Annotated in this window: 12 protein-coding genes; 7 read left to right on the forward strand and 5 right to left on the reverse strand. The window is 66.0% G+C overall.

The features are described 5' to 3' along the window. Positions 1-94: 94 nt before the first annotated feature. The 5 genes from HUK72_RS02215 to HUK72_RS02235 all read right to left on the reverse strand — a co-directional run bounded on the left by HUK72_RS02215 (position 95) and on the right by HUK72_RS02235 (position 6124). A complete protein-coding gene (locus HUK72_RS02215) occupies positions 95-1453 on the reverse strand; it encodes an LLM class flavin-dependent oxidoreductase (protein WP_176595340.1) in 1359 nt (452 codons plus the stop codon). 208 nt (positions 1454-1661) lie between these two features. Continuing rightward, entirely contained in the window at positions 1662-2408 is a 747-nt protein-coding gene (locus tag HUK72_RS02220; protein ID WP_176595341.1) for a class II aldolase/adducin family protein, read from the reverse strand. Positions 2409-2420: 12 nt separating this feature from the next. Next, positions 2421-3536 carry an ABC transporter substrate-binding protein gene (locus HUK72_RS02225; RefSeq protein ID WP_176595342.1) on the reverse strand — a complete coding sequence of 372 codons (1116 nt, stop codon included), beginning with the start codon at positions 3534-3536 and terminating at the stop codon, positions 2421-2423. A 348-nt stretch (positions 3537-3884) separates the two neighbouring features. Further along, positions 3885-4991, reverse strand: a complete 1107-nt coding sequence (locus HUK72_RS02230; RefSeq protein WP_176595343.1) for a sigma-54-dependent Fis family transcriptional regulator — start codon at positions 4989-4991, stop codon at positions 3885-3887. 98 nt (positions 4992-5089) lie between these two features. Continuing rightward, the gene (locus HUK72_RS02235) at positions 5090-6124 is read right to left on the reverse strand and encodes an ABC transporter substrate-binding protein (RefSeq protein ID WP_218035894.1); all 1035 of its coding nucleotides are present in this window, start codon (positions 6122-6124) and stop codon (positions 5090-5092) included. A 264-nt stretch (positions 6125-6388) separates the two neighbouring features. On the opposite strand from HUK72_RS02235, the gene HUK72_RS02240 reads away from it, so the two are divergent. From HUK72_RS02240 to HUK72_RS02270, 7 genes are all read left to right on the forward strand, one after another. Then, positions 6389-7495 carry an ABC transporter substrate-binding protein gene (locus HUK72_RS02240; protein ID WP_336953013.1) on the forward strand — a complete coding sequence of 369 codons (1107 nt, stop codon included), beginning with the start codon at positions 6389-6391 and terminating at the stop codon, positions 7493-7495. A 104-nt stretch (positions 7496-7599) separates the two neighbouring features. Further along, complete coding sequence (locus HUK72_RS02245) at positions 7600-8256, forward strand: ABC transporter permease (protein WP_369805916.1); 657 nt, start codon at positions 7600-7602, stop codon at positions 8254-8256. Beyond that, positions 8253-9023, forward strand: a complete 771-nt coding sequence (locus HUK72_RS02250) for an ABC transporter permease (RefSeq protein ID WP_255325587.1) — start codon at positions 8253-8255, stop codon at positions 9021-9023. Before HUK72_RS02245 ends, HUK72_RS02250 begins: the two co-directional genes overlap by 4 nt. Positions 9024-9037: 14 nt before the next feature. Beyond that, entirely contained in the window at positions 9038-9892 is an 855-nt protein-coding gene (locus HUK72_RS02255) for an ABC transporter ATP-binding protein (RefSeq protein ID WP_176595345.1), read from the forward strand. Next, positions 9892-10500, forward strand: a complete 609-nt coding sequence (locus tag HUK72_RS02260) for a nitroreductase family protein (protein ID WP_176595346.1) — start codon at positions 9892-9894, stop codon at positions 10498-10500. Before HUK72_RS02255 ends, HUK72_RS02260 begins: the two co-directional genes overlap by 1 nt. After that, on the forward strand, positions 10497-11453 hold the full coding sequence (locus HUK72_RS02265; RefSeq protein WP_176595347.1) for an LLM class flavin-dependent oxidoreductase: 957 nt from the start codon (positions 10497-10499) through the stop codon (positions 11451-11453). Before HUK72_RS02260 ends, HUK72_RS02265 begins: the two co-directional genes overlap by 4 nt. A gap of 13 nt (positions 11454-11466) precedes the next feature. Further along, positions 11467-12624 (forward strand): LLM class flavin-dependent oxidoreductase, encoded by a 1158-nt coding sequence (locus tag HUK72_RS02270; protein ID WP_176595348.1) that lies wholly within the window; start codon positions 11467-11469, stop codon positions 12622-12624. The last annotated feature ends 15 nt before the right edge of the window (positions 12625-12639 follow it).

The following is a 12639-nucleotide window of genomic DNA, read 5'->3' on the forward strand; positions in this document are numbered from 1 at the left end:
GCCCAGTTCAGAGGGTGCGTATTTTCAGGCGGCGGGCTTGGGCTCTCACGAGCCGCTTGTCTTGTTCGAGCGCCTGCGCAGGCGAACGGCAGTTCTAAGCGGCGGACTCCAGAACGGCTTCGGCTGGAGCAACCCGCTCATTCGGATTCTCCGGACGCGGCAGGTTCAGATGCTCGCGCAGCGTCGTGCCCTCATAGTCAGTCCGGAAAAGCCCGCGCCGCTGGAGTTCCGGCACCACGAGGTTCACGAAATCCTCCAGCGAACTCGGCAGCAGCGGCGGGATCAGGTTGAAGCCGTCGGCGGCGTCGCGCTCGAACCAGTCCTGTATCTGGTCGGCAATGTCGACCGGCGTGCCCAGCACCACTCGATGCCCGCGCACCGCGTTGAAGCGCAGGAAAAGCTGGCGGATGGTGAGATTCTCGCGCCGTGCCAGCGCGGTGAGCTGCCGCCAGCGGCCCTTGCCATTCTCCGGCTCCGGCAGGTCGGGCAGCGGCCCATCGAGCGGATAGGCGCTGACATCATGGCCCATTAGATTGAGGTCGCCGGAAAAATCGACTTTCTCCTCCAGCGCGCCGAACTTGTCCTGCGCTTCCTGAAGGCTGGAACCGATGGTGAAGGACAGGCCCGGCATCACTTTCAGCGTGTCGGGATCGCGCCCATAGCCCGCCACCCGCGCCTTCACATCCTTGTAGAAGGCCTGCGCATCCTCGATGAACTGGGCGGCGGCATAGATCATCTCGGCATGGCGGGCGGCGAAATCGCGGCCGACCTCCGAATTGCCCGCCTGCGCGAATACGGGATAACCCTGGATCGGGCGCGGCATGTCGAGCACGCTGTCGATGCCATAATAAGGCCCGCGATAATGGACCGGATGCACGGCGTCGGCATTGAGGTAGATGCCGCTCTCCTTGTCCGCGCCTTCGAAGGCGTCGTCTTCCCAACTGTTCCACAGCGCTTTGGCCAGTTCCACGAAATCATGGGCGCGGGCATAGCGTTCGGCATGGCTGGCCGGCTGGTCGATGCCGAAGCTTTTCGCTGCGCCGTCCGCCAGCGAGGACACGATGTTCCAGCCGATCCGTCCGCCGCTGATATGGTCGAGCGAGGCGAAGCGCCGCGCCAGCGCATAGGGCTGCTCGAAATTGGTGTTCACCGTCGCCACCAGCCCGATATGGCTGGTGATGCTGGCCAGCGCCGCCGTCGCGGTCAGCGGTTCGAAATCGAGGAAAGCGTGCCGCCGGGCGATCCCCTTGGTGCTGTCGCCGCTCTGCCCCACGAAATCCGCGAAGAAGGCGGCGTCCAGCTTGCCGCGCTCGGCGGTGCGGACGAGGTAGGCCCAATAGCGGAAATCGGGCTTGCCGGTATCGGCGGTGCCCGGCTGGCGCCAGGCGCCGGGATGATGGCCGTGGCGGGTGAGGAATACGGCAAGCGCGAGCTCGCGCTTCTTCTGGGACATGGGATCGCTCCGGAAAGCGACGCCTGCTGCTGGAGCATGGCGCGGTTGACCGGAAGCACCCCACCTCCGTTCGGGCTGAGCTTGTCGAAGCCTCTTACTTCTTCAAGAGAAGGAAGGCCTTTCGACAGGCTCAGGGCGAACATAAGGATAAGGAAAAGTGTCCCGATTGACCGCAGCCCGCTCAGCAACGGGCGCCGAACTTCAAATGTTACTCAGCGGCCTGCACAGCCGGTTCGGGCAGGTGGATCGTGCCGTCATCGTCGACGCGGGCGTCGGGCGGGACCAGCTTGCCCATCTTCCACTGCTGCTCCAGCACGCCGGGGCCGAAGGGTTTCGATCCGCCCAGCGCCTGCCCCAATATCTGGAACTGCGCGCCTTCCTCCAGCAGCACGATGGTGTTGGTAAGGTCGCGGAGGCTCTTCCAGCTCCAGATGGTCGCGCCGCCATTGGCTTCCACGATGCCGGGGACTTCGCGATCCTGCTCGATCGCCTCCAGGATGAAGTCGGGCTCAGGCTGGCGGCGGTTGATATAGACCGGAAGCTGCGCAGTGAAGCGGAACCGGCGGTTGGGCACGTACAGCAGTGGCAGTTCCGAATGCGCCTGCGAATAGGCGCCCAGATGCGGCGTGTGGACATGGCTGATCGCCTGGAAGTCCGGATATTTCTTGAAGATCTTGAGATAGCGCGCCGCGCCGCCCGGTGCGTTGCCCCAATGGAGGGTGCCGTCGAAGCCGATGACGCTGGTCACGGCCTGGTCGGGATCATCCTCCCAAAGACCAGCATAGTTCAGCGTGATGATCTTGTCTTCGTCGGGGATGCGGACGGCGAAGAACAGGGTGCCGCTGGCCGAGATGGTATGGGTCTCGCGCAGGACGCGGAAGGCGCGGCGGGCGTCCTTCTCGGTTTGCAGCACGAAGCCGATCGTATCCCTTGAAAGTCCGTTGGTGTCAGACATGCTTATTTCCTTTCAGGCTGGAATGGCGACAGGTTGGGGACGCTGGGCGTTGAGGGCGCGGGCGGCTTCCAGCGGCCTGGGATCGACCCAGTCGGACAGCGCGAAATCCGCGTCGAGGAAGCCGTGCGTGAACAGAAATTTCTTCTGGAGATCGAACAGGGCGAGCCGTTCGTCGTCCAGCGTCGGGTGCAGCCCTTCGTGCAGCCGGGCATAGGCTTGGTCGACGGCCTGCGCGCTGCCTTCCGTCTCATATTCGAGGATGTCGCGCAGCCGGTCGGGCTGTTCCGCAACCCAATCGGCTGCGCGCAGGGTGACGGCCAGGAAGCGGACCAGCAGGTCGAAATGATCGTCGATGAGGCTCTGATGGACGGTGATCGGACGGGGCGTGCCGTTGTTCACGCGGAAGCGCGGGTCGGGCAGGGCATCGAGATCGATGGCGACGACCAGGCCGTTCTCCCGCGCCTGATCCAGCGCGGCGGCGCCCTTCACATAGATGGCGTCGACCTTCCCTTCGACCAGCGCCTCGATCGGCCAGAGCCGCCCGACGCCGCTGCGCTGGCCCGATCCGCGTGGTTGCAGGTCGCGCCCGCTGCCGCCGATATTGCGCAGCCGGTCGGGCGTCTCGATCAGATCGACATCGTCGAAGCTCAGCCCCGCCGACGCCAAAGCGCCCTTATGGCCCGCGAGCGACATGCCGCGCGCGATGCTGGTGCCGCGCACATGGCTTGGGATGTCATTATGGCTCCAGCCGGGCAGGGCCAGCCGCTTGCCCTTGAGGTCGGCTGCGGAGCGGATGCCGGAATCGGGCCGGGCGAGGATGAGCTGGCTCTCCTCGATCCAGGTGAGGCCGACCAGCTTCGTCGGCTCGCCCTGGGCGCGGGCGGCGATGGCCAGCATGTTGCCGCCCTCGCGGATCAGCGTGGGCAGGCGGTGGTCATAATGGTGCCGGCCGAGTTCCGATCCTGACTCCTGCAAGGTGCGCAGCGTAATGCCGTCGCCCTCGAAACTCTCGGTCAGCCAGCCCAGCTTGTAGGCGATGCCCGTGGCCGTCGGAACGGGGCAGCGGGTGAACCAGATCTCATCGGGCTGGTTGGCCTTTGTCGGGGCGCTGTCGGATAGGGTCGGCACGGCTGGCAAATCTCCGGTTGGTTGCCCGGAGAAAATCGCAAGAGCCGTGCCAATCCGGAAAATGGCGGAATTGCGTGGGATTTGGAGAGAGGCGGCCGGTCGGAGTGCGGCATATTGAACAGCGGGGCTGCTGCTTTTTCACCGTGGAGCGCTTGGGGGTCGTTCTGGGTCGTTAGCGCATCGGATGGTAGGGAGGTGCTGACCTTCTCCCTCCCTTGAATACACCGTGCTCCTGCGAAGGCAGGAGCCCAGTCCCACCCTCCGTGTATCATCGCATCGCTTGAACTGGGCTCCTGCCTTCGCAGGAGCACGTATCGCTTAACGGCTACAAAGGGCCACTCCGCCCTCTTAGATCAAATCCAGATTCTTCAGATGCGTCCGCACCACATTGCGGGTGATGCCCAGCGCTTCGGCGGTCTTGATCTGATTCTCGCTGCACAGCCGGAAGGCTTCCGTCACCGTGAAGGCCACCAGCCGGTCCAGCAACTGATCATGCCCATTTTTCAACAGCCGGGCGATGAAGGGCCGCACCGCCTCCTCCAGCGATGCGGCGTCGCCGCCCGGTTCGCCTGCCTCGCCCAGATCGCCCAATCCCAGGTCGGCCGGCTGGATGCGGCCATCCTCGCAGATCAGCGTCGCGCGGTGGATCGCATTTTCCAACTCGCGAATATTGCCTGGCCAGCTATGCTGGAACAGCGCCTCCTCGGCGGCGGCGCTCAATTCCAGCCGGTTGGCGCCTGCTTTCGAACCGTAGATTTCCAGGAAATGGCGCGCCAGCGGCAGGATGTCCGCCCGCCGCTCCCGCAAGGGTAGCAGGGGGATGGCCACGACTTGCAGCCGATAGAAAAGGTCGGACCGGAAACGCCCTTCCTGAACCGCCTGCTGCAATTCCACATTGGTCGCTGCGATGACCCGGACATTGAGCGGCACCGCTTTGCGCGATCCCAGCCGCACGACCTCCCGCTCCTGCAACACGCGCAGCAGCTTCACCTGCAAGGGTAGCGAGAGGTCGCCCAATTCGTCCAGGAACAGCGTCCCGCCATTGGCCGCCTCGAACCACCCAGGCCTTGCGACATTGGCGCCGGTGAAGGCGCCCTTTTCATAGCCGAACAGTTCGCCCTCGATCAGCGACTCGGAAAAGGCGCCGCAATTGACCGCGACGAAGGGCGTGTGCGCCCGGTTGCTGAGGCTGTGGACATAGCGCGCCACCAATTCCTTGCCGGTGCCCGTCTCGCCCATGATCAGCACATTGGCGTCGCTGGGCGCCACCCGCTCGATCAGCGGCAGCAGCGCGCGCGAGCGGGGATCGTTGAAGATGAGCGCGCGGGCGCGGGGGCCCACGGCATGATGCTGGTCGCAATCATAGGCCAGCAGGGGGCGGCCGTCGTCGTTCGTCGCAGACACCAAGCCGACTTCGGCCCGGTCCCCGGCGCGGCTGTGCGAACTGTTCCTCATAGCGTCTCCATCTCTGGCGCCGGAACGATAGCAGCTAATTGTCTTCTGATTCAGTAGAAAATAAACTTCAGGGACTAGCTGAGCTTTCAGCGCGACGGTCAGAGGGGCGGCGTCAGTTCCGCGCGGCGCTCCATCACGGCGCGCAACGGCGCCGCGCAGACCCAGCCGTCAATATCCACCGGCGTCTCCAGAAAACCGTGCAGCCAGAGGAAATGGGCCTGGATCTTCAGCATCTCGACCCGCTCGTCCGACAGGTCTGGGTGGAGAGCGCGATGGAAATTGTTGCGGTAGGCCGCCTCGACGCCCTCAATGCCGGACAGCGTCTCCTGCGCGATGATGGCGGTCAGTTCGGGCGGATTGCCCGCCGCCCAGTCGGCCGCGCGCAGGCTCTGTTCCAGGAAGCGTTCGACCAGATCGGGATGATGGTCGATCATATGCTGGTGGACGACGATGGGGCGCGGCGTGCCGTTGTTCACGCGGGCGAGGCGGCTGGGATAGGCGTCGAGATCGATGCTGACTTCCAGCCCAAGCCGCTGCGCCGCCTCGGCGCCCGCGGATCCCTTCACATAGACCGCGTCCACCCGCCCGGCGGCCAGCCATTCCAGGCCCAGCCAGAGCCGGCGCATCCCCTCCACGCTCGCCTGTTCGACGGGCGGGGCGGGGATTTCGATCAATTGCACATCTTCCAATGTCAGTCCGGCCAGCGCCAGCGCGCTCTTGATGCCGTGCAGCGCCATGCCGCGCGCGATGCTCTCGCCATGGGTCCGGGCATAGCCGGGCAGGGCGAAGCGCAGTCCCTTGAGGTCGCCCGGGGCCATGATGCCGACATCGCGCCGGACCATGATCGCCTGCCGCTCGTCGATCCAGGTGAGGCCGATCACCCGCGTCGGCGCGCCCAGCGCCCGCGCCGCCAGCGCCTGAATATTGCCGCCCTCGCGGAACAGATGCCGCGCCTGGTTGTCGGGATCGTCCGCGACCAGGTTCAGCCCCAGTTCCTGAACCCGTTTGACGACAATGCCGTCCTGCCCGAAGGCTTCCGCCATCCAGCCCTTGGCGCACGCCACGCCGGATGCCGCCGGGACCGGGCAGCGCGTCACCCAGACGCTGTCCGGACGCGCGACGCTGTTTGCCATCTTCATTCTCCATTCGGGGACTGGCCCTGACACCACCACAGGATGCACACATCGCAAAGCTCGTGCCAGATGCGCCGTGCCGCGACGTGGATAGTTCCTGGCCGCAGCGGCCGCTTCATTTCGCGCAATCCGGCCATCGTTTCTGCGGCAAAATCACCAGCCGGGGAGCCCTTGCGCCGGGCGAACCCACGCAGAGCCGCCGAAACGCCGGTTGGCACACGACATGCATTGAATGCCGGCATAGCCATCAACGGAGCCTGCATAGTGGCCTATCAGAACAGCGCGTCCTTCCTTATCCAAGTCCGCAAGCGGCTGACCGCCATCATGGCGCTGTTCGGCTGCGCCCTGCTGGCGGGCTGCGGCGGAGTCCAGGACGGCGGAGCGGTCAAGACCCTGACTATCGCGTCGATCGCCTATCCCTATCAGGGCAAGCAGGTGTTCAACGGCTTGAACGGCGTCGTCATCCAGCAGGGCTGGCTGAAGGAGCAACTGGCGAAGAAGGGGGTCGAGCTGGTCTTCACCCCCGTCTCGACCGCGGTGGGCGGGCCGCTCATCAACGAAGGCTTTTCCGGCAAGCGGATCGACTTCGCCTCCTATGGCGATTTCCCCGCCGCGATCGCCGTCGCTGGCGGCGTGCCGCTGAAGATCGTGGCGCCGGTGGGGCAGGGGCAGGACGTCTATATCGTCGCGCGTAAGGGGCTGGCGGCGAAAAGCCTGGCCGACCTCAAGGGCAAGCGGATCGCGCTCCATCGCGGACGGCCCTGGGAACTGCCCTTTTCCAAGCTGGTCGACAGCAGCGGCCTGAAGCTCGATGACTTCAAGATCGTCAACATCAACCCGTCGGCCACGCCCGCCGCGCTGGAATCCGGCAGCGTCGACGCCGCCGTGCTGCTGTCCGACGGGCTGCTGGTCGAGCAGAAGGGTATTGGTCATGTGATCTGGTCGACCAGGGATGCGCCCGCCGACTGGAAGATGCGCGCCGAACTGTTCGGCCGGGCGGACTTTGTCGACGCGCATCCGGACCTGGCCCAATTGGTGGTGGATGCCTTTGTCCGCGCCGCCGCATGGTCCTCCGACGAAGCGAACAAGGCCGAAGTCATCCGCAAGGCCGCGCGCGGCGCCCTGCCGGAAGACATTGTGGCGAAGGATTATGCCAATAGCGGCATTCCGTGGCGGGAACGCTTCTCGCCGGTCTTCAATCCGGCGGTGCTGGCGCATTACCGTTCGGTCGCGGATTATGCGCTGGAACGCGGCCTGATCCGCAAGAAGGTGGATGCCGACGCGCTGATCGACGAGCGTTTCGTGGACAAGGCGCTCAAGGATTTGAAGCTGGAGCAGTTCTGGGCGCATGACGGCAGGGGGCGGAGCTGATTGCTTTTCCCCAAGGCAAGGCCGTCGCAGCAGCCTGGGCCGCGCCGATCGCGCTGCTGGCGCTTTGGCAGGTCGCCTGCCTCAGCGGCCTGTTCCCGCCGCAAGTGCTGGTGCCGCCCAGCGTCGTCGCCCAGGCGCTGGCCGACATGGCTGCATCCGGCGAGTTGCAGCGGCATGTCGGGGACAGCCTCACCCGGTTGCTGGTCGGCTTCGCCATCGGCGCGGTCGCGGGCATGGTCTTCGGCGCGGCGCTGGCCTTGTCGCGGCTGGTCGAAGCCGTCCTGTCGCCGCTTTTCCTGACGCTCTGGCAGGTGCCTGTCATCGCCTTCGTGCCGCTGATGGTCATGTTCCTGGGGATCGATGAGCCCTTCAAGATCGCGGTCGTCGCCATCGCCGCCTTCTTCCCGATGGCGCTCGCCACCTTCGATGGCATCAGGGGCGTGCCGCGCAACTGGTTCGACGTCGCGAAAGTCTATCGCCTGAGCCTGCTCCAGTTGATCCGCCGCATCCTGCTGCCCGCCACGGTGCCCGCCGTGCTCACCGGCCTGCGGATTTCCCTGACCCGCGCCTGGGTCGTGCTGGTGGCGGCAGAGCTGCTCGCGGCCGACAGCGGCATCGGCCAGATGATGGAGATGGGACGGCAACTCTTCCAGATCGACGTCGTGCTGGCCGGGGTGGTCGTCAGCGGCCTCATCGGCTTTCTGCTCGATCGCGGAGCCCGCTGGGTCGAAAACCGCGCCACCCGCTGGAGGACGGCATGAAGGATCAACTCGCCCGCTGGCCCGTCCGGCTCGTTATCGGCCTGTTCGCGCCGCTGCTCCTCATCCTCCTGTGGCAGTGGCAGGCGAGCGCCCATGCCGTGACCTTCGCGCCGCCCGCCGCCGTCGCCTCCGCGCTGGCCGAACTGCTGCGCAGCGGCGACCTGCTGCGCGACACGCTGGCCACGCTGCGACGCGCCTTCACCGGCCTTGCCATTGGCGCGCCGCTGGGCGTGGCGGCGGGGATTGCGATGGGCATATGGAAGCCGGTCGACCGGCTGCTGGGGCCGCTGCTTCACGCGCTGCGGCAGGTGCCGATGATCGGCTGGCTGCCGCTGATCGGCCTCTGGTTCGGGGTGGGTGAGGGGACGGAGCTGATCGTCGTCAGTATGTCGGCCTTCTTCCCCTCCATGCTCAACAGCCATGCCGGGGTCGCGCAGGTCGAGCGCCGCTATCTGGAGGTCGGCGGTATCTACCGCTTCACCACGCTCCAGCGCATCCGCTTCATCCTGCTGCCTGCCGCCATGCCGCTGGTGCTGACCGGCATCACCCAGGCGCTGGCCTTTGCCTGGATTTCCACCATCGGCACCGAATTGCTGACGGGCGCGGGATCGGGCCTGGGCGTCGCGATGCAGACCGCCCAGGTCCAGCAACGGCTCGACATCATGTTGGTGGTGATCGGCGTGACCGCCGCACTCGGCTTCCTCATCAACCAGTTGTTCCGCCGCCTGCGCCAGTCCCTGCTGCGCTGGCAACCCGCTCAATCATGATCCGGAGAAACGGCATGAACCCCCATCCCCATGCCCGCGAAGACCTTGCCCAAGCCGCCGCCAGCCGGGGCGCGCTGACCGTCAGCGGTCTCGACAAGAGCTTCGACATCGGCGGCAAGCCGCGCAAGATATTGGACGGCATCAACCTGAATGTCCGCCCCGGCGAGTTCGTCAGCATCGTCGGCGCGTCGGGCTGCGGCAAGTCGACGCTGCTGCGCCTGATCGCGGGCCTCGACACCGATTATAGCGGCGAACTGCGGCTGGACGGCGACCGGATCGCCACCACCAGCCTAGACCGGGGCATCGTGTTCCAGGATCACCGGCTGTTCCCCTGGATGACGCTGGAGCAGAATGTCGAACTGGCGCTGCTCAACACGGATACGCCGAAGTCGCGCCGGGCACAGATCGTGGCCGATCATATCGCGCTGGTGAACCTGAAAGGTTTCGAAAAAGCCTATCCCCACCAGCTTTCCGGCGGCATGGCGCAGCGCGCCGCCATCGCCCGCGCTCTGGTGACGGAGCCCAAGCTGCTGCTGCTGGATGAGCCCCTGGGCGCGCTCGATGCGCTCACTCGCGTCCATGTGCAGAGCGAACTCCAGCGTATCTGGATGGCGCAGCGGTCGACCATGGTGATGGTGACGCATGATGTGGAAGAGGCGCTGTACCTGGGCGACCGGGTGATCGTGATGTCGCCCAATCCCGGCCGCATCCGCCGCATCGTGGAGGTTGACCTGCCCCATCCCCGCGACCGTCGCGCCCCGCTGCTGCATCGGTTGAAGGACGAGATATTGGCCGAACTCACCTCAGGCGCGGACGCCGCCAAAAGCGCCGACAATCTCGTCCATCTGCCCAGCCGGGAGGCGCGCTGATGAGCCGCGCCGCCGATCATCCCATCGATCCGCTCTTCACCGATCGCTGGTCGCCGCGCAGCTTCACCGGAGAAGCGGTGCCGGATGCCGTGCTGCGCAGCGCTTTCGAAGCGGCTCGCTGGGCGCCCTCCGCGATGAACGCGCAGCCCTGGCGTTTCCTCGTCACGCAACCGGGCGATCAATGGTGGGATGCCTATCTCGCTTTTCTGATGCCGCGCAACCGGCTCTGGGCGGCGAAGGCGTCGGCGCTGGTGCTGATCCTGTCGGCGCGGGAACTGGAACGACGCGGCGAATGGGTCGCCAATGGCTCGCACAGTTTCGACGCAGGTGCGGCCTGGGCCAATTTCGCGCATCAGGCGCTGCTGCTGGGATGGCATACCCATGGCATTGGCGGCTTCGACCGGGAAGCGGCGCGGCAAGGGCTGAACATCCCGCAGGATTTCGCCATCGAAGCCGTCATCGCGCTCGGCCGCAAGGGCGATCTGGCAGGGCTGGACCCCGAATTCCATGGCGCCGAAGCCCCCAATGGCCGCCGCCCGCTCGATGAAACCGTCTTTGCCGGAACGCTCGAACAGCCGGCCTTTGTCAAGGAAAAGGACGTCGCATGACGCTCAACATCCACTGGCGGCTCGATCCCGCCGCTGATCCGCAACGCTCGGAGCCGGGCGCATGGCGGCCCCTGCCTGCGCTGGCGCGGGACCGCCGAACGAGTACGCAGAACCGCTTCGACTATTATGTCCAGGTCGCGCAGGCCGCCGCGCAGACGGCCTTTGACGGGCTGTTCGTGCGTCACCGCATCGCCGCCGATGAAAGCCGCATCATCGCCGCCATCGTCGCCCGCGCCGCGCCGCGTCTGAATGTCGTGCCCGAATTTCCCGCTTCGGTCGGATCGGCGGTCTATGCCGCCAAGCAGGCGACGACCTTCCAGCGCGCAACGCATGGCCGCCTCGGCTGGGTGATCGCGCCCGATGCCGATCCGGCCAGCCGCCGGGCCGAAGCCGATTTCGTGGAGGATGGCCATCTTCCGCAAAGGCTGGAGGAATTTCTGACCGTGGCGCGCGGCGTGCACGAACATCGCCCGTTCAGCTATAAGGGCGCTCATTTCGAGGTCGAGAATGGCGGTTTCGAAGCGCCGCTCAACCGGGTGCCCTTTCCGCGCATCTACTTGCAAGGCGAGGGGGAGGAGGCGCTGGCGCTTTCTGCCCGTCATGCCGACGTCCATCTGTTCCAGCCCGCCACCGCAGATGCGCTGGCCAATGATATTGCCCGGCTGAATGCGCTGGCGGAAGGCCGCCATGTCGAGGCCGGGCTGATCCAGCCGCTGCTGGTGCGCGAGGACCGGGAAAGTGCAGAGCGCGACGCGCAACGCCTGCCGCTCGCTCCGGGCACGCTGATCGCCAGCTATGACGAAGCTGCCGAGCGGCTTGCGGGCTTTGCAGCATCCGGGATCACGCAACTGGTGCTGGAGGCAGTTCCCTCGCTGGAGGAAGCCTATCGCATTGGTCAGCATCTTCTGCCTCGCCTGCGCGCCCTCACCGGCGTCGCGCAACAGGCCGCCTGAGGAGACCATCCCCATGTCCATCGACTTTTACTGGCGCCTGCCGACCCATGGCTGTCACAACAGCATCCAGACCAGCGGCTATGAGCGCGGCGACTGGTCGCCCCTCAAGCCCGGCAATATCGCCCCCGGCTTGGACCGCGACGGAGGCGCCGACGATTTCACCTATATCGACCATCTGGCGGCCATCGCGCAGGCGGCCGAGAGTGTCGGCTTTCAGGGCGGGTTGATCCCGTCCTTCCCCAATACCGACGATCCGTGGGTCATCTCCTCGCTGCTGGCGCGGGAGACGAAAAGCTTCCGCTTCATGATCGCCTTCCAGCCCGGCTTCGGCAATCCGGTCCACACGGCGCGCATGGCCGCCAGCCTGCAACGGGCGACTGGCGGGCGGCTGCTGTTCAACATCATCACCGGCGGCGGCGGCCCGGCCCAGCTCTGGTGGGGCGACAGCTTCGCCCATGATGACCGTTATGGACGCACCAGCGAATTTCTCGACATTTTCAAGGGCGTCTGGGAGTCCTCCGACTTCTCCTATGACGGGCGTTTCTACCAGTTGCGCGATGGCGGGCTGGCGCCGGTCATTCAGGGTGAGGAATTTCCGGAAATCTGGTTCTCCGGATCGTCCGACGCGGCGCTCCAGACCGCGGCGCGCCATGCGGACTATTATCTCTCCTGGCTGGAGCCGTTCGACCAGCTTGGCGACAAGTTCGCCCGCGTCAAGGAACGCACGGCGGCACTGGGCGGAGAGCAGAAATGCGCGGTGCGCGTCGATCTGGTCGCCCGCGCCACCGAGGAGGAAGCCTGGGCCGACATCGCCAAGGGCTTCGACAATGTGAGCGAGGAAACCCGCCAGCGCTGGCGCGGCCAAGCGACGGACTCCGTGGGCGCTGCCCGGCAGGCCGCGCTCCGCCCGACCGATGCGCGGCGCTATGACGAACTGATCGTCGCGCCCAATCTCTGGGGCGGCTTCAATCTGCTGCGCGGCGGTCCTGCGCTGGGGATCGTCGGCAGCTATGAGCAATGCGCGGCCCGTCTGGACGAGCTGATCGCGCGGGGAACCGACGCCTTCATCCTGGCGGGCACGCCGCATCTGGAGGAAGCCTATCGCGTGGGCGAGGAAGTGCTGCCGCTGCTCGGCCGCCAGGCTCCGGCCTTGCTGGCCGCTGCGGAATAGCTGCCAAATAGCGAC

It is taken from the genome of Sphingobium sp. 15-1 (genome assembly GCF_013375535.1).
Lineage (GTDB): Bacteria > Pseudomonadota > Alphaproteobacteria > Sphingomonadales > Sphingomonadaceae > Sphingobium > Sphingobium aromaticivastans.

Coding starts and splice junctions, on each gene's coding strand:
- HUK72_RS02250 (WP_255325587.1), top strand. CDS start 8,253: ATGAAGGATCAACTCGCCCGCTGGCCCGTCCGGCTCGTTATCGGCCTG.
- HUK72_RS02235 (WP_218035894.1), bottom strand. CDS start 6,124: ATGGCAAACAGCGTCGCGCGTCCGGACAGCGTCTGGGTGACGCGCTGC.
- HUK72_RS02220 (WP_176595341.1), bottom strand. CDS start 2,408: ATGTCTGACACCAACGGACTTTCAAGGGATACGATCGGCTTCGTGCTG.
- HUK72_RS02215 (WP_176595340.1), bottom strand. CDS start 1,453: ATGTCCCAGAAGAAGCGCGAGCTCGCGCTTGCCGTATTCCTCACCCGC.
- HUK72_RS02270 (WP_176595348.1), top strand. CDS start 11,467: ATGTCCATCGACTTTTACTGGCGCCTGCCGACCCATGGCTGTCACAAC.
- HUK72_RS02255 (WP_176595345.1), top strand. CDS start 9,038: ATGAACCCCCATCCCCATGCCCGCGAAGACCTTGCCCAAGCCGCCGCC.
- HUK72_RS02230 (WP_176595343.1), bottom strand. CDS start 4,991: ATGAGGAACAGTTCGCACAGCCGCGCCGGGGACCGGGCCGAAGTCGGC.
- HUK72_RS02265 (WP_176595347.1), top strand. CDS start 10,497: ATGACGCTCAACATCCACTGGCGGCTCGATCCCGCCGCTGATCCGCAA.
- HUK72_RS02260 (WP_176595346.1), top strand. CDS start 9,892: ATGAGCCGCGCCGCCGATCATCCCATCGATCCGCTCTTCACCGATCGC.